The following is a 22460-nucleotide window of genomic DNA, read 5'->3' on the forward strand; positions in this document are numbered from 1 at the left end:
TTAAGCGTATTGCTTTTCTACTACACTTGCGCAGCGAGGGCATAATGCCGGATGCGCTTCGCTTCTGCCGATTTCTTCTGAAATCGTCCAGCAACGTTCACATTTTTCGCCTTCTGCTTTTTCGACTGTAACCGAAACTTCGTTCAGCTTCACAGCGTGTTCCGGCGCCTGATCCTGTGTGCCGCCGTATTCGTATTTGGAAACGATAAACAACTGGGCAAGATTTTCATCTGTCGAAGCGAGCAGCGTCGCCAATTCATCGTTGCCGTAAACAGTCACTTTTGCTTCCAGAGATTTGCCGATGGTTTTAGCGGCACGTGCTTCTTCCAGTGCTTTTAATACATCATCACGAACGTCCATGAAACGGCTCCATTTTTCATTCAAGCCTTCAAACACTGGACTTGAAACTGCTTCTGGGAAGTCGGTCAACTGGACACTTTCTTCTTCAACAAAGCTCAAGTAAGACCACAGCTCATCAGCTGTATGCGGAATGATTGGTGCTGACAGCTTCAAGATCGCCATCAATGAATCGAACATAACGGTCTGCATGGCACGGCGGTGCAAGTTATCTGCACTTTCGATATAAACAACATCTTTTGCCACATCCAAGTAGAACGAACTCAAATCATTTGCACAGTAATTGTTCAATGCGTGATAGATGGTCGAGAATTCGTAGGTTTCGTATGCTTTGCGCACCGTTTCTACCATCTTCTGCAATTTCATCGCCATGTATTGATCCATTTCGCGCATGTCTTCAAATGCTACCCGGTGCTCTTTTTCATTAAAGTCAGCCAAGTTCCCGTGAAGGAATTTCAGCGTGTTGCGGATTTTGCGGTAAACTTCCGATACTTGCTTAAAGTTCTCGTCAGAAACACGGACATCCGCCGTATAGTCTACAGAAGCAACCCAAAGTCGCAGGATATCTGCACCCATCTGGTTCATCACTTTTGCTGGCACGATGACATTTCCAAGTGATTTGCTCATTTTGCGGCCGTTGCCGTCAAGCGTAAAGCCGTGGCTTAAGATGCCTTTGTAAGGCGCGATGCCATTGATTGCGACGCTCGTAGTCAACGAGGAGTTGAACCAGCCGCGGTATTGGTCAGATCCTTCCAGGTAAAGGTCTGCCGGATATTGAAGATCTTCGCGTTCATCAAGGACGCTTTGGTGAGATGATCCTGAATCGAACCAAACATCCATGATGTCCATCTCTTTTGTGAACAAGCCGTTCGGGCTGCTTGGATGCGTGAATCCGGGCGGCAATAATTCTGCAGCTGGACGTTCGAACCAAACATTCGATCCTTTTTCACGGAACAAATCAGCGATATGGGCAATGGTTTCTTCTGTGATGACAGGATCGCCATTTTCAGCGTAGAATACCGGAATCGGAACGCCCCATACACGCTGGCGCGAAATATTCCAATCTCCACGGTCGCGCAGCATATTGAACAGGCGCGTTTCGCCCCATGCCGGCGTGAATGAAGTTTCTTTGATAGCTTTCAGAATTTGGTCTCGGAAAGCATCGATTGATACAAACCACTGAGCCGTTGCACGGTAGATGACCGGCTTTTTCGTCCGCCAGTCATGCGGATACGAGTGCGTGATAAACGAAAGTTTCTCAAGAGCACCTGCATTATCCAGCGCTTCCGTGATTGATTTATTTGCTTTGTCGTAGAACTCGCCTTCAAATCCAGGCGCTTCGTCAGTCATGACTCCGCGTTCATCGACCGGACAAAGAACGTCCAATCCATATTTCTTGCCGATCAGGAAATCATCTTCCCCGTGGCCAGGAGCCGTATGGACGCAGCCTGTACCAGAATCAGTCGTAACGTGATCGCCAAGCATAACCAGTGAAGTGCGGTCATATAATGGATGCTTCGCCAAGATATGCTCCATTTCAGCACCTTTTAATACTCGGACAACTTCGTAATCTGTCCAGCCCAATTCTTCCGCAACTTCCTTTAAAAGTTCCTGCGCAATGATATACAGGGATCCGTTAACGGAAACCTCCGCATAGTCCAATTTGGCATGCACAGAAATCCCCAGGTTTGCCGGGATTGTCCAAGGAGTTGTGGTCCAGATCACCAAGTTCGTGCCTTCAGCCAATACGCCTTTGCCATCAGTGACGGGGAAAGATACATAAATTGATGGTGATTTTTTATCGTGGTATTCGATTTCTGCTTCAGCAAGTGATGATTCACTTGATGGAGACCAGTAAACCGGCTTTAACCCTTTATAGATATAGCCTTTATTGGCCATTTTGCCAAACACTTCAATTTGGCGGGCTTCGTATGCCGGCTTTAACGTCACATATGGATTTTCCCAGTCGCCGCGGACACCGATGCGTTTGAATTGTGAGCGCTGGCTGTCGATCTGCTGATAGGCATATTCTTCACATAGTTTGCGGAACTCTGCCAATGACATTTCTTTGCGGTTTACGCCTTTATTCGTCAAAGCCTGTTCAATCGGCAATCCGTGTGTATCCCAGCCCGGAACGTATGGTGCGTGGAAGCCCATCATCGAACGGGAGCGGACGATCATATCTTTTAGTACTTTGTTCAGTGCATGGCCCATATGCAAATCGCCGTTTGCATAGGGAGGACCATCATGAAGAATAAAGAAGGGACGGCCTTTTGTCCGATCCAATACTTTTTTGTAGATGTCCATTTCTTCCCATTTCTGTTGCATTTCCGGTTCCCGGTTCGGCAAATTGCCGCGCATCGGAAAATCTGTTTTCGGCATCAATAACGTATCTTTGTATTCCATTTCCATTCCTCCTGTAGGCATAATAAAAAGCCCCCATCCCTGGAAAGGGACGAGAAGCTTAGACTCGCGGTACCACCCTTGTTGCAGCTAGATAGCTGCCACTCGATCACCGTAACGTGGCGTAGACGGAATTGGATACTGTCGTTCACCAATTCTGCTCAAGAGTGATTTTCGTCCATGCGTTCGTGCCAGGCTCTCACTGTCCCTGGTTCGCTTTACCGTCCTGCATGGCTTACTGTCTCTATCTGTGCGTTTTTTTGTATGTCGTAATTATAGAAGCAGAAAGTCTCAGAGTCAAGAGTTCGACTCTTCTTTATCCTTCTCAATCTTCTCGAGATTTTGTGTATCAATGTCATATTCGAGCAATGTTTCCCAATCATCTGTTTCGATCAAATCCAATTGGGCTTCAACCAGCATTTTAAAGCGATTTTTGAAAATGCGTGATTGCTTTTTCAGCTCTTCGATTTCTTGAGCGATGCGGCGTGCTTTTGTCAAAGATTCATTGACGATGCGGTCTGCATTTTTCTCCGCTTCCTTGATGATCAATTCGGCTTCTTTTTGTGAGTTGCGGCGAACTTCTTCTGAAGCTTCCTGAGCGACAAAAATCGATTTTTGCAACGTCGATTCGATTGTATTAAAATGTCCAACCCGTTCATCGGTTGTCCGCAACCGTTCTTCCAGGGTCGACTTGTCTTTCAACAGAATTTCATAATCTCTCATGATCTGTTCCAGGAATTCATTTACTTCATCTTCCTGATATCCTCGGAATGCTCGGCTGAATTCTTTGTTATGTATATCTAACGGGGATAATGGCATTGAGTAAACCTCTCCTTAACTTGTCATCTTATCTTCCTATTATACAGTTCATGGCACTAAATTTCAGTATTATTTCGGATTTTTTAAAAGCCGCCTATTTTTTTGCTTCCAGGCGGCCGACCTGCAACCGGACTTTGTCCTTTTTCGTGCGGCCTTCGATCATGATCAACCGGACTCGGCCATAGCCTCTTGAAGAAATCATATCTGATTCATGCAGCTCGAATGATGGCTGCTCTTGCATGGTCCAATTGACTTTCACTTTTCCACCGTGTATCAGCGCAGACGCTTTTTGCCTGGAAATATTATAGACCGAACTCATAACCGTATCCAACCGCATTGAGCTGACCGTATACGACTCTTCGGTCCACTCTTCACTCGTTTCAATCAATTCAACTGCATCAGACACTTCATTTAGTTGCACCTTCACCTTCGCGGCGCTGACAAAATTGCTTTGCAGATATGGACTGATTTCATTCATCACTGCAAGCTGGACGCGTTCATTATCTATGCGGATATCACCAAATTTACTGCGGTCGAGTCCGAGTGACATCAATGACCCTAAAATATCAGGATGGCGCAAATTAACGAATTTTGAAGGGTATTTCAATTCAAAGACCGTTGTATTGAAATCTTCCTGCTGCGGTTCAAAATAAGAAGGATACAGCAGCACCCGTTGCCTTTCTGCATCTTTGAAAGTTCCCGAAGACATCATTTTCACATCACTCGATCCCATCACGGCTTCTACGATAAAACGCTGGCGGGGATCCAAAAAATCCGTCAGCTTCGGCGAATAGCGGTCTTCCACTTCACGAAGCCACCCTGATGCTTGTTCGATAAACTGCTGCTCTTCTTTTCTGAAATGCTGAAATATCTCTTCCATCTAGATTCTCCTTCACATATGATAAGTTCTTCAAGAAAAAAACCTCACATACGTGAGGTTTTGAGTTAAATGAGATAACCGGCCAATACGACAATACCTTGGCTCGCTAAGCTTAAAGTGAAAATTGCTACAATCGGAGAAATATCAATCATACCGATTGGCGGGATAAAGCGTCTGAATATATCCAGATAGGGATCCGTAATTTTAGAAATCAGTTGGCCGAAGCCCGATTCTTTAATGCTAGGCACCCAGCTCATGAATACACTGACAATCAGAATATAGAAATAGATGTTAATGGCCGAAAGCAATAGATTAATCAGAACTATCATAGTATTTTATGGCACCCCTCTTATTGTTGATCATCGTAATAATAATCTGAAATGGCGCCATCCACTTCAACAGTGTCTGGTACACAGAGGAAGATGTCAGTTCCAATGCGTTGAATGTCTCCGCCAAGGGCATAGACTGTTCCGCTCAAAAAGTCGATGATCCGAAGACCTTGATCTTTTTCAATGCGCTGAAGATTAACAACTACAGCCTGCTTGCTTTTCAGGCTCTCTGCAATATCCTGTGCTTCAGCGTAAACTCTTGGTTCCGCCAAGCTGACTTTTGAAGATTTTGAAGCACTCTGCAAACTGACTAAATTAGGCACAATGGTCTCCTCCACTTTCTGGCGCCGTTCTTTCGGTGCTTTTTTCGGCTCTTGAACTGCTGGAGCCGGTTTTTCATACCTCGGAGCTGGCTTTTGTTGTGGTGCAGGCTGTTCCCGCACTGGTTCTTCTTCATATTCATCTAAATAAAAGAAATTTTTGAATTTGTTTTTAACACTCATTGCTTTGCCTCACTTTCCGACCCGACTAACGCTGTTCCAATTCGGACAAAACTTGCCCCTTCTTGTGCAGCGATTAAGTAGTCATTGGACATGCCCATAGAGCACTCTGTGCATGGTGCATGGGTCCAGTGTTTTTCTGATATTTGGAGTTGGAGTAACTTTAATCCTTTAAAAGCTTCGCGAATAACCAACTCATCTGTGGTATTTGGTGCCATCGTCATCAATCCAACTACTTGAATTTTATCATATTGCTTCAAAGATTCGATAAAATCAATTGTTTCACTAGGTGAGAGCCCACTTTTTGACTCTTCGCCTGAAACATTAACTTGCACAAAACACTTTACTTGTCTGATTGCCCGTTTTTGTATTTCTTTCGCCAAACTTAGGCGATCCAATGAATGTAAATAATCAATTTCATTGATAACATCTTTTACTTTTCTTGTTTGCAGATTGCCAATAAAGTGCCAAGACACATCTTCGACAATAGTTTCAAGTTTTTGCGCTAAACCCTCCGGGCGGTTTTCCCCTAAATGGCGAATTCCCGCATGGATTGCTTCCTGCGTGCGATCTACGCCAACTTGCTTCGTAACTGCAATAATTTGTATACCATCTCTCACAGTGTTTAGCTGCTCTGTAATTTCTTTAAAGACTGGTTTTATTGGTTTCATGCATTCACAACTTTTCTATAGAAGTCCAGTATATTGTAACAAGATTTGGCTAATTTATCAATCGAGCCCATTGCCGAAAAAAAAAACAGCTGCCCAACCGGCAGCTGTTCGGATTAACGTCTCTTTTGACGATTGCGTAAAAATGTTGGAATATCCAATGCATCATCATTATTTTTTTCCTGTCTTTGCGGTTCCTGATTGTAGTAAGGAGGCTGTTCTTCACGGCGCTGCTCGTCGCGGCGTTGATCTTCGCGGCGTGCATCACGGATCGAAGGTGCCGGAGACTGCTGTTGAATCGATTGAACTCGGCTTGAATTCAATCCAGATCCTCTAGGCGTTCTTGGCTGCAGCTGCTCTTCGTTAAAACCAGTAGCAATAACGGTCACGATAATTTCGTCTTTCAAGTTATCGTTGATAACAGATCCGAAAATCATGTTTACTTCTTCATCAGAAGCTGAAGCTACGATATCCGCTGCTTCCTGCACTTCATAAAGGCTAAGGTTTGAACCGCCAGTGATGTTCATCAAGACGCCTTTTGCTCCATCAACAGAAACTTCAAGCAATGGACTTGAAACAGCTTTCTTAGCCGCTTCTGAAGCACGGTTTTCTCCTGAAGAAACCCCGATTCCCATCAATGCAGATCCCTTGTTCGACATGATTGTTTTAACATCGGCAAAATCCAGGTTGATCAATCCAGGTACGGCGATCAAATCGGAAATACCGGATACACCTTGGCGAAGCACGTTATCCGCTTCACGGAATGCTTCAAGCATTGGTGTGTTTTTGTCAACAATTTCAAGAAGGCGATCATTTGGAATGACGATCAACGTATCAACCGACTCTTTCATGGTAGAAATGCCGCCGATTGCCTGCGTAGAACGCTTACGTCCCTCGAAAGTAAATGGACGCGTTACAACACCTACAGTTAATGCGCCAAGCTCTTTAGCGATTCCAGCAATTACAGGTGCTGCACCAGTACCCGTACCGCCGCCCATTCCAGCTGTGACGAAAACCATATCCGCTCCACGAAGAGCTTCTTCGATCTGCTCTTTGCTTTCTTCTGCCGCTTTTTTCCCTACATCAGGGTTAGCACCGGCACCAAGTCCACGCGTAAGTTTTCCGCCAATTTGTAAGCGCACTTCCGCTTTAGATAAGTTTAAAGCTTGTGCATCCGTATTTACAGCAATAAATTCTACACCTTGAACTCCGTGTTCAATCATACGGTTTACAGCATTGTTACCGCCGCCGCCTACACCAATAACTTTTATTACGGCCAGTGCGTCAATATTTGTATCAAATTCCAACATTCTTTTTCCTCCTAAAATTGCTTAGCTTTTGTAGTACAAGCTAGATACAATGTTGATTTTATTCAAAGAATCGATCAAACATCTTCTTGGCTTTAGTTACGACACCATCAGAATTTTGTTTTGGCTGCTTTTGTTTCTTAGGCTGCTGTACTTCTTGATGCTCAATTTTTGCAGTTCCAGAAACAGCTCCGCCATTGCCCACCCGGCCATAGAAAACATCTTCCATGTACGCATATTGAATCAAGCCAACTGCTGTCGTATATTGAGGTTCACGGACACCGATAAATTCCGGAGTAAACAAACGGACACGAGTCTGCAAAATATTGCGGGCCAGTTCAGGCAAGCCATCTAACTTAGCCATGCCACCTGTTAAAACGACTCCTCCTGGCAGGTCTTGAACACCCAGTCGGTAAAACTCATCCAAAATCAGTTCGAAAAGTTCTTCCAGGCGAACCCCGATTATTTCAGATATGTATTTTTGGTTATACTGTTCTGTAGAATCCGATCCGATGACTGGAACTTCAAAAACTTCATCTTCTGAAGCATCTTCGAAAAATGCGTGGCCATGTTCGAGTTTAATTTTTTCAGCTTGATCCGTCGGTGTCTTTAAAATGATGGACAAATCTTTTGTAACGTGGTCGCCTCCAACTGGAATTACAGAAGAAGCAGTCAAATGGCCGTCTTGGAAGATAGCAATAGAAGTAGAGCCCCCACCGATATCGATACACGCTGTTCCATGATTTTTTTCGTCTTCAGTCAATGCATAGCTTCCTGCAGCAAGCGGCTGTACGTAAATATCACGAATTTCAAGCCCTGCTCTTTCTACACAACGCAGCACGTTATGCAAAATTGTTTTAGAAGTTGTCACCATTGTACCATCCATTTCAAGGCGGATACCAATCATGCCCCGAGGATCTTTGATTTCACCCAAATGATCAACAACGTATTGTTCAGGAATAATGTTGACCAATTCACGTTCCGGTGGAATCGACATAACTTGTGCCGCTTCTAATACACGGTCCAGGTCATCATCAGTAATTTCCCGGTTTTCACTGTTCACTGCCACAATTCCTTTAACAGGCTGAAGGACCGCTTTGTTGGCTGGTATTCCAAGAACCACTTCGTGGATTGATTTGCCGATCATGCGCTCTGCCTGATCGACAGCTTTTTTAATGGACTGCACAGTTGCATCTATGTCAACAATCGCACCTTTTTTAATTCCATTAGATTTTACATTTCCGACGCCGATTACATTTAGCGACTTGTTGGCCATTTCTCCGATTAGTACTTTAACGGATGACGAACCGATGTCTAGACTTACGTATAATTCTGATTGACCCAATTCGTGGCACCTCCTTATTAAACTGCTGTACTTATATTCTATTGTAAATTATGCACCTTGTCTAAGAAAATCGCAAAACTTAGAAAAATTTCCTTTGATTATTCAAATAGTTCCTCTAACTTCCTTCTTTTCAGCCCATTTCGCCAAAATGATGCGGCGGATGACCGCAATGTTCTGGAACAGCCGGACACCGAATGCAAATATTGCAGCTAAGTATAAATCTACTCCTAAATGGACCCCGAGAAAAGCAAGACCGGCTGCCAAGACAATATTGAAGAAAAATCCGGATACAAATACTTTATCATCGTATACTTGCTGCAAATGAGCCCGAATGCCGCCGAAAAGCGTATCCAGTGATGCCAGAACAGCTATTGATAAGTAATTGGCATATTCCGGCGGGATTTGGATGTCTGTAAGAAGCCCCAGCGATATTCCGAGTATTAAACCTAAAATGGACAGCCACATCGCTATTCCCCCTCTGATGCCTGTAAATATTTTGTGTCTACAGTGCCATCATACGCCTCTATGACCAGCTCATTTTGCGGCTCCGAAACGTTCAGCGTCAGGTTGTCGATGTAAAAGTCATCTAAAATACGTGACGCTAATAAATGATTATACAGCTTTTTCGAGTCTTCCATCGACTCGGATATAATTTTTATTGAAAAAGGAGGCGTATCCACCGGTTTTGTGTTAACAGCCGTTTGGCCATTTATGTCTCGAATTGCTGTTGTATTAATGATTCTTTTGCCATCAATGGAAACGTAGAGACCATTATAGCGATTGATTTCATTAACGAGCCGAATGAGCAAATCCGGAGAGATCCCTTCAATTTCCAGCCCCATCGCAACCGCTTCCAAAGAAGGTTCGACAAGAACTTCGATTCCGGGGCCCTTTGCCTCTGACAAGCCAGCAGACTTTCTCAGTTCGCCAGCGGTTTCGCGCAAAGCTTGTTCCGGACTGGCATCTGCAGCCGCTCGGTACTTATTCAAAGTTTCGTCAAGAGATCCAATTTCAGACAGCAGCTGAGAGTGAAGCTGCTTTTCTCTTGACAGTTCCTGTCTGATTTCCCATTCATCCCGTGTATCCCGGAGGTTTGGCTCATTGATCGTATTATATTGAATAGCCGCCATCAAACCGATGATAAACATTATTGCTGTAAACCGGGTAAGAATCCTTTTCTTCATGCGACTCCCCCCTTAGTCATGATTCTATCAGCAAAGCAGGCATTTCGATAAGCTGCCCTTCATCCAATGTCACGATAATGTTATCGTTGATCAACTGATCCATGATTCCACCGGTCAATTCCATTGAAGATGTCAACACTTCCGGCTCACCTATCGCTTCAATAACAAAAGGAGCGGGATATTGTACACCGTCTACAGTAATAACCGGGCCGGTGCAGACAATATACGAATTTCCATGAATGCGCTGGCCATTGATGGAAATGGCTTGAGCACCTGAGATATACAATTCGTTAATCACTTGAAACACATGGCTTTCATGAACAATATAATCATTCGGATTAACTGAATCAGGATTATAGCCACCATCCTGCAGCGTCACTTTCAGACCATTTCCCTGTACCGGAACGAGCCCCAGAAACCTTCGCAATTCCTCTGCTTCCGCGGCATATTCCGTATAGCGGTTTTCCCCATCAGCAAAAGACCTTTCATATTCCTGGACTTCGCTTTGCTTGAGTTGCAGCTCGTCCCGCAAGTCCTTGTTGCGTTCCTGCTGATCAATCAATTCTTTCCGATACTGTTCTTCCTGATCAAAAAATGCGCCGCCGGTAAATTCTTTTGTGTCTTTATTGGCACTCGATAAACTATAGGAATAGGCCATGATAAATCCTAATACCAAAAAAACCAATGAAAAAACAATCGACTTGCTGAAACTCTTTCGGCTATTCTTCTTCGGTGGCTTCATCTTCAGCACCTTCCTTCGCAAAACCATATACGTCTGCATAGGACCGGAAGAAAATACCCACTTCCATATCAATAACCCCTTGTTGTCCGTCTTCCAATTGGGCGATAACTGATGGATAATAATTCATTTTTTCGGCTAAGGTGCTCAAAATTCCTCGAATTTCATTTCCGTCATTCATGTACAAAGTAACGTAATCCGCGTCTTTTTCTTCGGGATCCAAGATCACCTGTGATATTAACTGAAGAACTTCGGAGTCGATTTGGGTCAACTGCTCGATCAGCTTTTCCCGTTTCTCCTCATTTTCAAAATTTGAGTAAATCGGTCCGTCCACTTCTGTAACCGGTTGATCCAGGGCCAGGCTATTTGACAGGACGATCTGATAGCTGTTGCCTCGATCCAAATACCCCATTTGAACGTATTCCTTCAAGTCAATTTCGACTCCGGTCAACCAATTTTTTTTGACCGATGCTTCTTCCACCCATTCCAGATTTTCCAGCTGTTGTGAGACAGCTCCGGCATCAAAAGACCACATGGAGTCTCCGATGCTTAATCCACTTGCTGCCTGGTAGCTTTCCTGGTCAAAAAGAACAGCCCCTTCAACGGTGATGGTTTGGATTTCACTGTACTTCGACTGGCTGTATAAAAGTACGGCAAGCAAAGTGAGAAAAATGAACAGCAGCGCCACGAACTTGCGATTGGTTCTTTTTATCCGGCGCTCTCGTAGCGTCGGGATGCGTTCTTCGATGTCAATCACTTTGTCCATAATTGCTGCTCCTTATCTTTTATTCGTTTGCTTCCGTCATTTGCTGAACTGCCGTAATGAAAGCATCTCCGCGAATTTCAAAACTTTCGTATTGATCCCAGCTTGCACATGCAGGAGACAGCAGGATTGTGTCTCCGCTAACTGACTGCTGAATCGCTTTCTCGACTGCATCATCCATTCTTCCCGCTTGGACAATTGTCGGTACGCCGCAATCTTCTGCAAATGCAGTAAATCGTTGTGCGGTCTCTCCAAAGGTAACCAAGACTTTGACACGGTTCATATACGGACGAATTTCTTCCAGGGAATGCTGTCGATCTAATCCGCCAGCCAATAGGATGATATTTTCGGGGAAAGCTTCAAGCGCACTCTTTGTCGCCAAAGCATTGGTGGCTTTTGAATCGTTGTAGAATTTCCGGCCTTCCCACTCCACAATAAACTGTGAACGGTGCTTTACACCTGTAAACGAAGTCAATACCCGGATGATTGTTTCTTTTGTTCCACCCAAAATTAAAGTTGCTGCCGTTGCTGCCAGGATGTTTTCCAGATTATGCTGGCCGCCCAATATGATCTTTGAACGTTCGATCAATATTTCGCCTTGCCAATATACGAAATCATTGTCCGCACTGATGCTTGTAGGCGTACGGCCTTTCAATGTAAATGGCACAAGCTTGGCTTTGCAGTTTTTCGCATGATCAGCAAGTAAGGGCTGGTCTGCATTGTAAATAAAGTAATCTTCTTCTGTCTGATTTTCAGTAAGCTTCATTTTGGAAGCACGATAATCTTCAATCGTTCCATGATAATCCAAATGTGCTTCATATATATTTGTAATAATCGCGATTTCAGGACGGAAGTCTGCCGTGCCTTTCAACTGGAATGAAGACAACTCAGTTACAATCACATTTTTGGCTCTTGCTTTTTCCGCAACTCCACTTGCCACTGTTCCGATATTTCCAGCAATTAGTGGATTTTTATTGTCCTGATTTAGCATATGGAACAATAAGGTTGTGGTGGTGGTTTTTCCATTTGAGCCGGTAATTCCGATAAATGGCGCTTCGCTGATCAAATAGGCCAGTTCAATCTCAGTCCACACGGGAATATTTTTCTCTATGGCCGATTCGATCAATACATTGGTATAAGGTATTCCCGGGTTTTTGACAACCAGTTCAAAGCCTTCTTCCAACAGATCTTCAGGGTGTCTGCCGCAAATCACGGTAACGCCCATGTTCAGTAATTCTTGTGCCTCTGGGTTTTCTTCAAATGGCTTAGAATCATTGACGGTAACAAATGCTCCAAGCTTGTGGAGGATTCGGGCAGCCGTGAAACCACTTTTAGCCAGCCCGAGAACCAATATTTTCTTTTGATATAATTGTGGCGCCTCTTTCATTTACATTACCTCCAAAAAGACTGCGATTGCCGCACTGATAAGACCGACTGACCAAAAAACAAGAACTACTTTCCATTCTGACCATCCGCTCAATTCGAAATGATGGTGAATCGGGCTCATTTTAAAAATTCGTTTTTGGCGCAGTTTAAAGCTGCCAACCTGTAAGATAACCGAAGCTGTTTCAATTACAAACACCAGTCCGATCAGCAGCAGCAAAAATTCCTGTTTCAACAGGATTGACACCATCGCCAAGGCACCGCCAAGAGCAAGTGAACCCGTATCGCCCATAAAGACTTTTGCAGGATATTTGTTAAAAATCAAAAACCCGAGCAATCCGCCGGTAACGGAAAAAGTAAAAATCGCAATTCCAATTTCGTCCTGATAAATTGCCAAGACACCAAATGCTGCAAAAGCGATGGATGCTGTTCCGGCTACCAGACCGTCTAAGCCATCCGTTAAATTGACTGCATTGGAAAATCCAACTAGCCAGAAAACAATGAAGAACACATAAAACCAGGATAGTTCCAGTGAAATATCCGTAAAAGGAACAGTGACTCCTGTTTCAAAATCAATCCCGCTCAAAACAAAGAACGAGATGACCGCTATCACAATTTGAGCAAGCAACTTCTGTAAAGAAGTCAATCCCAGATTGCGCTTTACTACTACTTTAATAAAGTCATCAAGAAAGCCGATCAGTCCATATCCGAAAAGAACCAACAGCAAAATCAGTACTTTTGCGGACAATAAATCAGCTAACCAGGCAACCAGCACCACAGTGGTGATGATGGAAATTAAGAAAACCAGGCCGCCCATAGTAGGCGTGCCGGTTTTTTTCATATGCGACTGGGGGCCTTCTTCACGAATGCTTTGGCCAAACTTCATCCGTTTCAGCAGCGGAATAAAGATTGGCATCAGCACTACTGTTAATAACAAAGCAATTCCAAGACCCATTAATATATAAGTGTTCATTTATAGAGCTCCTTTAAACACGAGATTACTCGGTTGTTTCTTCTGTTTGTATTTCTGCCTGCAAATCAATTTCCGTTTCTTCGGCATCAGTTTCAAGTGCAGCATCTTCCAAAGCTTCTTCTTCAGTCTGCTCCAGCTCTTCCTGCTCTTCAGCTTCTGCTTGCGCAGGATAGTAGATCTCAGGAGGATGAAGTTCTATCACTACAGGCTCATTATCCGTTATCGTTTCGCCTTCTGCAATGCTTTGTGTCAGAACGTAGCCTTGTCCAGCAATTTCCAGCAACAAACCACTTAATGATTGATATGCCAGCAGTTCACGTTTGGACCATCCAGTAAAATCTGGCAAACTGGTTTCTCCCGCTGTTTTCAAGATAACCCGTCCACCGTCGAGTATGGTGCTGCCAGCGTCTGGGTATTGAGAGACGACTTCTTCTGAATCTCCGGTAACCACAGCTTCTAGCCCTAATTCCTCTAAAGCTTCAGATGCTTCAGCTATCGACTGGCCTGTATAGTCTTCAACAGGCATAGTCGTTGCTTCCGCCATATTTTCCGGCTGGATGTTCATGTGTTTTAAGCTGTTTTCCATAACAGAAGTAAAAATTTTAGAAACCGGTACGGAGCCGTATTCATCCGCCGGTAAATCAGGTTGCTGTACGCCGATATAGATCAGCAGTTCCGGATCAGCAGCTGGTGCCATTCCAAGGAAAGAAAACAAATAATTGTTTCTGCCTTGCAGGTAGCCCCCGCCTTCTTGCGGAACTTGTGCAGTTCCTGTCTTGCCGGCTATGGTGTAATCCTGCAAAGCGAAGCCTTGTGCTGAACCGACTTCAGAAGTAACGGTTGAGGCCAATACTTCTTTTACTTGTTCTGCGGTTTCTGCTGAAATAGGCTGACCTGCTTCTTCAGGTTCGCTTTTGACAGTTACTTCACCTGTGTCGGGGTTCTTGATTTGGTCGATGACGTACGGTTTCATCATAACACCCTCATTTGCAATCGCAGAGGCAGCTTGAATCATTTGAATAGGGGTTACAGTTGATCCCTGTCCGTATGCGGTCGTTAACTTATTGATTGGGTATTGGTCGAGTATTGTGCCTGCTGCTTCTTTCGGCAAATCAATGCCTGTTTGTTCACCAAATCCAAAAGCATCAACATAAGTCATAAACGTATCTGCCCCTAAACGCTCCAATAAATATGCCATCGAAACATTGGAAGAACGCTGGAAACCTTCCAGATAAGAAATAGTTCCCCAGCCTCGTCCACTATTGTGGTCGCCGATTGTACTGTCCAGCAGTGAGTAAGTACCAGACTTATAAGTGGCATTAGGATCCCATTTGCCTTCTTCAATCGCTGCTGCCAATGTAAACATTTTCATCGGAGAACCCGGCTCTATCGTCAGTTGAACGCTTTCGTTCAGCCAGTTTTCGGATAGTCCTTCTCGTGTGTTTGGATTGAATGTCGGACGTTGCGACATCGCTAGAATTTCTCCCGTTTCAGGGTCAGCAATCACGGCAATCATCCGTTTCGGGTCATATTCCTCTTGGACACCGGACATCGCATCTTCAAGAAAGTTCTGCAATGTCTTGTCCAGTGTCAACTGGACATCCGAACCATCTACAGCCGGAGTGACTGCAGATTCGCTGTTCGGCAACAGAAAACCCCATTTATCCGTATCAAACTCCATTTTACCATTTTGGCCAGTCAATGCCTCGTTGTGTATCGATTCCAGTCCCATTCGTCCCGTTGTTCTTGTTTCGCCATCTTCTAACTCTTCTTTCATGGCATAGCCGACAAGATGAGAGGCAAACACGCCATTCGGGTAGAGACGTTTTAAATCACGAACAAATAACAGACCTGGTATTTCTTCTTCCTTCATCTCCAGCATTTGTGTGTGGCTGATTTCACGCCCAGCAGAACCAAACTCCACCTGATAGCGATCATTTTCAACTCCTGACTGAAGTGTTTCCAAAATACTTTCTTCGGAAGCATCCAGGTAACCCGCTAACTTAGCTGCTGTTTCTTCAACATCCACGACATGTCGCGGATCACTTGCTTTTTGAGTTGCTGATTCGTCAAGTACGGCAACAAGTTTATATGTCAGCGTGTCTTCAGCAATGACTTCTCCGCTTCGGTCTAGTATGCGGCCCCGCTCGGCAGTCAGCACTTCCTCCTGGCTGTACTTGGCAGCCGCTCTGGCGGCCAGTTCCTGCCCTTCTACTTCTCCTGTGGCTTGAATTGTCACAATTCTAGTCAATAAAAGGAAAAAGAGCCCTGCAAATAACAAAAACAGCAGAAAGGCTCCTCCTTGAAATCGAAACTTTTTTTTCATTGTCCAGGCACTACCTTTACATTTTGCTCATTTAATTTTAGGCCAAGTTCTTTCGCTTTTGACCAAATGCGCTCATATGAAGACAGTTCGCTTACCTGTACCGACAAGTCTGTATTTTGCTTCGCTATTTCATTGACTGATTGTTCAATTGTTTGGATTTCCTGTGTAGAAGCCTGAATCGTTGATTGATTCTGGAGTACCAGCAAAGCGCACAAGATACAAACTGCTACGAAAGATAAATACAGTATTTTTTCACCTTTGGTAATTAACCCTTTTTTTCTTGCCGGCTGCCGACTCGGATTTTGAGGAACGGCCGGCTGTTGGATGTAGGTTTCGGTTCTTGCATTCAACGCCATCTGAACACGTCCTTATTCGTTTATTTTTTCTGCAATACGCAGCTTAGCGGATCTTGACCGATTATTATGTTCCAGCTCTTCTTCTGAAGGCAGAATTGGTTTTCTTGTGATCAGTTTTAGTCTTGGTTCCATTCCATCTGGAATTACCGGCAAATTCGGAGGCAATTCCGGAAGCGATGAAGATTCTTTAAAGATCGCTTTGCAGAGCCTGTCTTCAAGCGAGTGGAAGGTGATGACACTAATTCTTCCTCCGATTGCCAAAAGATCGATAGCATCCTGCAAAGATGTCTCAGCTGCACCAAGTTCATCATTTACTGCGATTCGAATAGCCTGAAATACCCGTTTGGCGGGATGGCCGCCTTTTCTGCGGGCAAAGGCAGGGATGCCGTCTTTAATGCATTCAACCAGCTGCCCCGTTGTTTCAATGGGATGCTTTTCTCTTGCAGCCTCGATTTTCCGAACAATTTGTTTAGAGAATTTTTCTTCGCCGTAGCGGTAAAAAATCCGGACTAAATCTTCGAATGACCATTCATTCACGACATGATATGCGCTTAACTCGGCGCTTTGGTCCATCCGCATGTCCAACGGTGCGTCATTGTGGTAACTGAATCCCCGTTCTGGTGTATCCAACTGTGGCGAAGAAACACCCAGGTCGTACAGAATGCCATCGACTTTCTCTACTCCGCGCATCTCCAATTCTTCTTTTAAAAATTTAAAGTTGGCATGGATAAATGTAATTCTATGTAAGTAATCTTGTAGTTTTTCTTTTGCATGAGCTATTGCCGTCGCGTCTTGATCAAAACAATATAAATGACCTTGGTCAGATAATTGCTGAACCAAATATTCGCTGTGCCCTGCTCCGCCCAGCGTACAATCCACATATATGCCGTCAGGACGAACGTTCAGACCATCGACAGTTTCATGCAGTAAAACCGTGGTGTGATTGAACAATCCATTCCCCCCGTTCACTTTTAAAAGTCAAAATCAGTTAAATTTTCCGCAATTTCATTAAAGGAATTTTCAGATGCTGCAAAATAGCTTTCCCATGAATCTTTTGCCCATATTTCAAAACGGTTGGACACACCCAAGATGATGCACTCTTTTTCAAGTTTCGCATAAGAAATTAATGTCGTCGGTATATTGACGCGTCCCTGCTTGTCAAGTTCCACTTCTGTGGCCCCTGAAAAAAAGAAACGTGTAAAAGCACGAGCGTCTTTTTTTGTAACCGGCAGCTCTTTCAGCTTTTCTTCAATTTTCTGCCATTCTTCCATAGTGTAGCCAAATAAGCACTGATCCAGGCCTCGGGTAATGACAAAATTTTCACCCAGCAGTTCACGAAACTTAGCTGGAACAATTAACCGTCCCTTTGCATCAACGCTATGTTGATATTCGCCCATGAACATACCCTTCACCCCACTTATTGTAATAAATGTACCACAATCCCCCACTTGTCACCACTTGTTTTTGAAATATTTCATGTTTGTTGCAATAAAATATCTCAACAAGTTATTTTGACATAAAAAAAACCTGCATATGCAGGCTTTTTTCCATTTATAAACAAATTATTTTGTGATTTTTGTCATATTTCAATGGAAGCGCTAAAAGATCTTTTACAAGTTCTGGACCATATTGATTCATGTAAATAAATGGGCTGTAAATGCGTTCCTGGAAGCCGCCATTCGGCAGCAACTCATTTTCAATAGAAGCATAATGCCCGAACTCGATGCTGTTTTGCAGCACCACTTCATCTTCAAGCTTATTTTTTAAAAAACTTAATTGCTTAATATGCAGCTGAAGGTTCTTTTCAACAATGGGTGTAAGCCCTTTGCTGACCGAAGAAAATTGGCGATGGATATCTGCGTAAGCAGATTCCAATTGCTGTTGAATTCCATCGATCAATTCTTCAGCTTCCTGTTCCCGGATCGACTCCATCAAATCATTTCTCATCACAGCAACTTGCTGACCTTTTGCTACATCCAAGAAACTTAAATTGTATTTATCTAGCAAAAGCTGAGTTTGGCGGTTCACCAATGTCAGGCTTAGGCGCGGCATAATGACCGGAAGCTCCATGCCAACCACATTGAAAGCTCCTTTAAGCGCTGCCCAATAAGCAATTTCACCAGGTCCACCGACAAAAGCCAGGACCGGAAATACCATTTCCTGCATTAACGGCCGTGTCACGACATTATTGCTGAGAAGTTCCGGAGTTTTTTCAGCCACATCAAGAAGCTGTTCTTTGGTATAGCGGATAGCGCCGTTGTTTGCCACAAACTCCGCGCCTTCGCGCTCCAGCAGCAATCGTTCACCTTTTACTGTAATGAAAAGGTTAGCTGCTGTTTTCTCTGCGCCAATTACTGCAGTGTAGCCATCCTTTAACAGCGACTGCTCTGCAGCGGCAACGGTTTCGGCAATGTCTTCAGCACGTTCGATCATTTCCATAAAATAAGGCGACTCATATTTTCGGAATTCTTGATCTGCCGCATCAATGTACAGCAAACCTTCCTCCTGGAAAAAATAATGGAGAAGCGAAGCGAAGAAATCGGTATAGGACAGGGAGCTTTCCAACAGGCCAAAAGCCAGATCATGAAGTTCTTTTGAATGTTCGGTTTCAGGCAAACTGCGGAAATATTCTTCCAGGAAAGAGGCAATTTTGGATTTGTTCAACATTGCCGAGGAAGCAGAGTTTTTGCCATATTCCGTATGCGGGATATTCAGCTTATCCACACGCCCATTCACTTCCCGGTAAAGGTGGCTGATTTCAGCCAAATCATGGTCTTCCCCGGCAATCCAGAAAACCGGCACCACTTTGGTATTTAGCTGCTCAGAAGCCTGTTTAGCCAAAACAATAACTGATATTGCTTTATGTACCGTATATAAAGGTCCTGTCAGAAGACCCGCCTGCTGTCCGGTGACAACTACCGGCGCCCCTTCTCCAAAGCTGGCTAAATTCTGCTTTGCTGCTTTTGATAATCCGTTGGGTGCCATGTAATTATGCAGGATGCCAGCCACTTTTTGGCGGTCGACAGAATGGCTTTGCAGTTTCTGTAATCGTTCTTCGAATGACTCCACCTGTGGGTCATAAGAAAAATATTGGCGGATAGCCGGTCTGACATTTACATAATCACTCATCAATTTACTGGCTGGTTCTACGTATTGTTCCTCTACTTTCATGAAAAAAAGTCCCCTTTTCCCTTTACATTTAAAATCTACTATAGCAAACGCATCTCCTAAAGAAAAAAAATACGCCTGCTAAACTGATTTAATAACAACAATCACCAGTCCAACCAGCCAAACAAGAGCGTAAGTGGCGGACAACAGCAGGAAGTAGGTTCTCCATAGTTTTCGGAAAAACGGTATGATTTCAATTTCTTTGGCAGTTCTCCATTCAATGACCAAGAAGACGATTGCCAGTACAAGTGCAACAAAATAAATAATGGCTGAAACTGAATAGCCCCATAAGATATCCACCGATGCCGGCACCGAGAAGAACAATAGGAATGTGGTAATATCAGATGCCAGTCCGAGCGCTTTCTTCCTTTTGCGTTTCAATGAAATAAAATAAACAATTATAAAAAGGAGAAAAGGAATATAGAGAAAGACAGAACCGATTGTTTGCAATAGCGTCATTTTTCTACCTCAACCGTTTTCAAAAGATGGTAAAAAGCTTTAAATAAGGGCAATTCCAACTTTGAACGATTTAGTACATACAACATCAATCCATCAACCTCCATTGCATCGCCTGCCAGACGATCTGCACACATGGCAGACACTTTGTCGGGTTCAGATGCGCATAATGCGGCAACTTTTTCGATAGGCTGCAGCGATTCAATTTCCGGAAACGCCAAATACAATTCGTTATACAGCGTTCTAAACAATTCATAGGCGTGCGGATTAGTGATCAGTTCCCCATTTCGAATCTTCATCATGGCCGTCAAAGGATCAATCAGGCTGCTGAACAGCAAGCTTTCAAAAAGCTGTTCTTCAATATTTTCCGCCCATGAGCTTTTCCATGCAGTGGTTTCCAACAAAGGCAGAAACTCCTCCGGATTGCCCTTTACCGTTCCCAAAGTCATTTGGGGCGCTTTGGCAAAACTGATCGTGTTGTCGTTCAGTTTGACGCAATCCGTTTCGAGTATGGCAGCGGCAATATGCCGGTGAGCCAAAGTTCTCGCTTTTTCCAAAAATAGCATACCCTGCTGCAGAAAAATAATTTTGTTGCTTGGGCAGCGAATTTTTAGAAGCCTTAAGATCGGCGGCAATTCTTCATATGTTACCGTCAAAATTACAAAAGCATCCGGAGAAATTTGTTCAACATCCGTGTAGGCTTTTATAAGTTGGCGATTTTCACTGTGTATAATTCCCTGCTTGTTAATCAATGCGGCTTGTTCTTCACGCTGTACAATCACTTGCACGTCATGCCCCGCTTTTTTCAATAGATAGGCCGACAGCAGTCCACTCGCTCCAGCTCCGATAATTGCATAATTCACGGAATCACTCCTTACAGTGCCACAATTTTTTCTTAAAAAAGAAGCCTGCCCATATTAGGCAGACTTCCAATAATAGTTTTTATTATACAGGATAAATCGGATGTTTTCGATATGGCAGCGGCAAATCTTTTGTTTCGTAAAAAGATAGGCGCTGGGAAAGCACGGAACGCAATTGATGAGGCGCTACAATTTCGTCGACGATCAATTCAGATGCCAGACGGTAAATGTCAATTTCCTCTTTGTACTCCTGATGTTTTTGCTGCACATATTGTAAACGTTCTTTCGGATCTTCAATCGCTTCAATTTTATTTGAGTAGACCGCGTTCACTGCCGCTTCAGGGCCCATTACCGCGATTTGCGCTGTCGGCAGGGCAATGCAGACATCCGGTTCAAATGCAGGACCTGCCATGGCATAAAGTCCGGCACCATATGCCTTGCGGACAATGACCGAAATTTTCGGCACGGTGGCCGAACTCATGGCTGCGATAAACTTCGCGCCGTGGCGGATAATGCCCGCCCGTTCGACTTTGGTTCCGATCATAAATCCTGGAACGTCAGCCAAGAACAACAACGGAATCGAGAATGCGTCACATAGATTGATGAATTTTGCGCCTTTGTCGGCTGAATCACCGAACAGGACGCCGCCTTTGACTTTTGGCTGGTTGGCAAGTATGCCAATTACCTGGCCGTCAATACGCGCAATTCCTGTAATCAATTCACCGGCAAAGAGCTTTTTGATATCAAAGAAGCTGCCTTCGTCGACCAATTGATCGATCAGTTCGTACATATCAAAAGGTGCATTTTGGTTTTCAGGAATGATTGCTTCCAGAGAGCGTCCGGCTTTCGCCGCTTTTCCCTCAATCTTTTCGGGCTTCATGGCAAAGTTTGCAGGAAAATTCAACAAATAGCGTCGCGCTTCTGAAATGGCTTCCTCTTCTGTCGCAACGAGGACATCCCCGACGCCGCTGACGGTGCAATGCATACGGGCTCCGCCCATTTCTTCAAGCGTCACTTTTTCACCAATGACTTTTTCCGCCATACGCGGTGAGCCAAGATACATCGAGGCATTGCCGTCTACCATGATGACAATGTCACAGAAAGCGGGAATATAAGCGCCGCCTGCAGCAGATGGGCCAAACAACAGACATACTTGCGGCACCATGCCAGACATTCTCACTTGATTGTGGAAGATTTTTCCTGCCCCCCGGCGATTCGGGAACATGTCGAGCTGGTCGGTAATGCGGGCACCCGCTGAATCCACCAAATAAAGCATTGGTACTTGCATTTTTTCAGCAGTTTCCTGGATGCGGATGATTTTTTCAACGGTGCGCGAGCCCCATGATCCAGCTTTGACCGTTGAATCATTGGCCATTACACAAACAGTTTCCCCGTTTACTTTGCCGATAGCCGTGACAACGCCATCAGCAGGCAGATCTTCTGCTTCTACATTGGCAAAGCGACCATCTTCTGCGTAATTTTCATCATCAAACAATAGCTTTAAGCGATCACGAACAAATAATTTATTGCTTTCTTTCATTTTTTCGTGATATTTTTGCTGCCCCCCGGCAAAAATCTTCGCAAGCTTTTGTTCCAAACGTTCGTTGTACCCCGTAGTTTCCGTTGTTTTCGTCATTTCACTGT

General features: G+C 44.2%; 22 protein-coding genes and 1 other annotated feature. All 22 genes read right to left on the reverse strand.

Going from position 1 to position 22460, the window contains the following annotated elements; genetic code table 11:
* On the reverse strand, window positions 1-2763 hold the full coding sequence (gene ileS, locus QOZ98_RS03290; RefSeq protein WP_308786078.1) for an isoleucine--tRNA ligase: 2763 nt from the start codon (window positions 2761-2763) through the stop codon (window positions 1-3).
* A gap of 42 nt (window positions 2764-2805) precedes the next feature.
* Window positions 2806-3020, reverse strand: a binding site (T-box leader).
* Window positions 3021-3057: 37 nt separating this feature from the next.
* Window positions 3058-3579, reverse strand: a complete 522-nt coding sequence (locus QOZ98_RS03295) for a DivIVA domain-containing protein (RefSeq protein WP_142826622.1) — start codon at window positions 3577-3579, stop codon at window positions 3058-3060.
* Window positions 3580-3673: 94 nt separating this feature from the next.
* On the reverse strand, window positions 3674-4459 hold the full coding sequence (locus QOZ98_RS03300; protein WP_308786079.1) for a YlmH family RNA-binding protein: 786 nt from the start codon (window positions 4457-4459) through the stop codon (window positions 3674-3676).
* A 65-nt stretch (window positions 4460-4524) separates the two neighbouring features.
* Window positions 4525-4788 (reverse strand): YggT family protein, encoded by a 264-nt coding sequence (locus tag QOZ98_RS03305; protein ID WP_308786080.1) that lies wholly within the window; start codon window positions 4786-4788, stop codon window positions 4525-4527.
* 20 nt (window positions 4789-4808) lie between these two features.
* On the reverse strand, window positions 4809-5291 hold the full coding sequence (locus tag QOZ98_RS03310) for a cell division protein SepF (protein ID WP_308786081.1): 483 nt from the start codon (window positions 5289-5291) through the stop codon (window positions 4809-4811).
* Complete coding sequence (locus QOZ98_RS03315; protein ID WP_308786082.1) at window positions 5288-5959, reverse strand: YggS family pyridoxal phosphate-dependent enzyme; 672 nt, start codon at window positions 5957-5959, stop codon at window positions 5288-5290. Before QOZ98_RS03315 ends, QOZ98_RS03310 begins: the two co-directional genes overlap by 4 nt.
* 113 nt (window positions 5960-6072) lie before the next feature.
* Window positions 6073-7266, reverse strand: a complete 1194-nt coding sequence (gene ftsZ, locus QOZ98_RS03320; RefSeq protein ID WP_006828828.1) for a cell division protein FtsZ — start codon at window positions 7264-7266, stop codon at window positions 6073-6075.
* A gap of 58 nt (window positions 7267-7324) precedes the next feature.
* The gene (gene ftsA, locus QOZ98_RS03325; protein ID WP_308786083.1) at window positions 7325-8608 is read right to left on the reverse strand and encodes a cell division protein FtsA; all 1284 of its coding nucleotides are present in this window, start codon (window positions 8606-8608) and stop codon (window positions 7325-7327) included.
* 102 nt (window positions 8609-8710) lie between these two features.
* Window positions 8711-9073, reverse strand: coding sequence for a small basic family protein (locus QOZ98_RS03330; RefSeq protein ID WP_142826628.1), 363 nt, complete (start codon window positions 9071-9073; stop codon window positions 8711-8713).
* A 2-nt stretch (window positions 9074-9075) separates the two neighbouring features.
* Window positions 9076-9792, reverse strand: coding sequence for a DUF881 domain-containing protein (locus tag QOZ98_RS03335; protein ID WP_308786084.1), 717 nt, complete (start codon window positions 9790-9792; stop codon window positions 9076-9078).
* A gap of 16 nt (window positions 9793-9808) precedes the next feature.
* Complete coding sequence (locus tag QOZ98_RS03340; RefSeq protein WP_308786085.1) at window positions 9809-10534, reverse strand: DUF881 domain-containing protein; 726 nt, start codon at window positions 10532-10534, stop codon at window positions 9809-9811.
* Entirely contained in the window at window positions 10512-11297 is a 786-nt protein-coding gene (locus tag QOZ98_RS03345) for a cell division protein FtsQ/DivIB (protein WP_308786086.1), read from the reverse strand. Before QOZ98_RS03345 ends, QOZ98_RS03340 begins: the two co-directional genes overlap by 23 nt.
* Before the next feature lie 19 nt (window positions 11298-11316).
* Window positions 11317-12681: a UDP-N-acetylmuramoyl-L-alanine--D-glutamate ligase gene (gene murD, locus QOZ98_RS03350; RefSeq protein ID WP_308786087.1), complete on the reverse strand. Its 1365-nt coding sequence runs from the start codon at window positions 12679-12681 to the stop codon at window positions 11317-11319.
* Window positions 12682-13650 (reverse strand): phospho-N-acetylmuramoyl-pentapeptide-transferase, encoded by a 969-nt coding sequence (gene mraY / locus QOZ98_RS03355; RefSeq protein ID WP_308786088.1) that lies wholly within the window; start codon window positions 13648-13650, stop codon window positions 12682-12684. It abuts the gene before it with no gap.
* Window positions 13651-13675: 25 nt separating this feature from the next.
* Complete coding sequence (locus QOZ98_RS03360; RefSeq protein ID WP_308786089.1) at window positions 13676-15976, reverse strand: penicillin-binding protein; 2301 nt, start codon at window positions 15974-15976, stop codon at window positions 13676-13678.
* Complete coding sequence (gene ftsL / locus QOZ98_RS03365) at window positions 15973-16332, reverse strand: cell division protein FtsL (RefSeq protein ID WP_308786090.1); 360 nt, start codon at window positions 16330-16332, stop codon at window positions 15973-15975. The genes QOZ98_RS03360 and ftsL overlap by 4 nt, the downstream gene beginning before the upstream one ends.
* A 12-nt stretch (window positions 16333-16344) precedes the next feature.
* Window positions 16345-17283, reverse strand: a complete 939-nt coding sequence (gene rsmH / locus QOZ98_RS03370; RefSeq protein WP_308786091.1) for a 16S rRNA (cytosine(1402)-N(4))-methyltransferase RsmH — start codon at window positions 17281-17283, stop codon at window positions 16345-16347.
* A gap of 20 nt (window positions 17284-17303) precedes the next feature.
* Complete coding sequence (gene mraZ, locus QOZ98_RS03375; protein WP_308786092.1) at window positions 17304-17735, reverse strand: division/cell wall cluster transcriptional repressor MraZ; 432 nt, start codon at window positions 17733-17735, stop codon at window positions 17304-17306.
* Window positions 17736-17883: 148 nt separating this feature from the next.
* Entirely contained in the window at window positions 17884-19503 is a 1620-nt protein-coding gene (gene bshC, locus QOZ98_RS03380) for a bacillithiol biosynthesis cysteine-adding enzyme BshC (RefSeq protein WP_308786093.1), read from the reverse strand.
* 78 nt (window positions 19504-19581) lie between these two features.
* Entirely contained in the window at window positions 19582-19959 is a 378-nt protein-coding gene (locus QOZ98_RS03385) for a DUF3397 domain-containing protein (protein WP_308786094.1), read from the reverse strand.
* Window positions 19956-20819 (reverse strand): ketopantoate reductase family protein, encoded by an 864-nt coding sequence (locus QOZ98_RS03390; protein WP_308786095.1) that lies wholly within the window; start codon window positions 20817-20819, stop codon window positions 19956-19958. The genes QOZ98_RS03385 and QOZ98_RS03390 overlap by 4 nt, the downstream gene beginning before the upstream one ends.
* Window positions 20820-20901: 82 nt before the next feature.
* The gene (locus QOZ98_RS03395; RefSeq protein ID WP_142826641.1) at window positions 20902-22452 is read right to left on the reverse strand and encodes an acyl-CoA carboxylase subunit beta; all 1551 of its coding nucleotides are present in this window, start codon (window positions 22450-22452) and stop codon (window positions 20902-20904) included.
* Between the last annotated feature and the right edge of the window lie 8 nt (window positions 22453-22460).

The sequence above is a fragment of the Planomicrobium stackebrandtii genome (assembly GCF_030814955.1).
GTDB classification, from domain to species: Bacteria; Bacillota; Bacilli; order Bacillales_A; family Planococcaceae; genus Planococcus; species Planococcus stackebrandtii.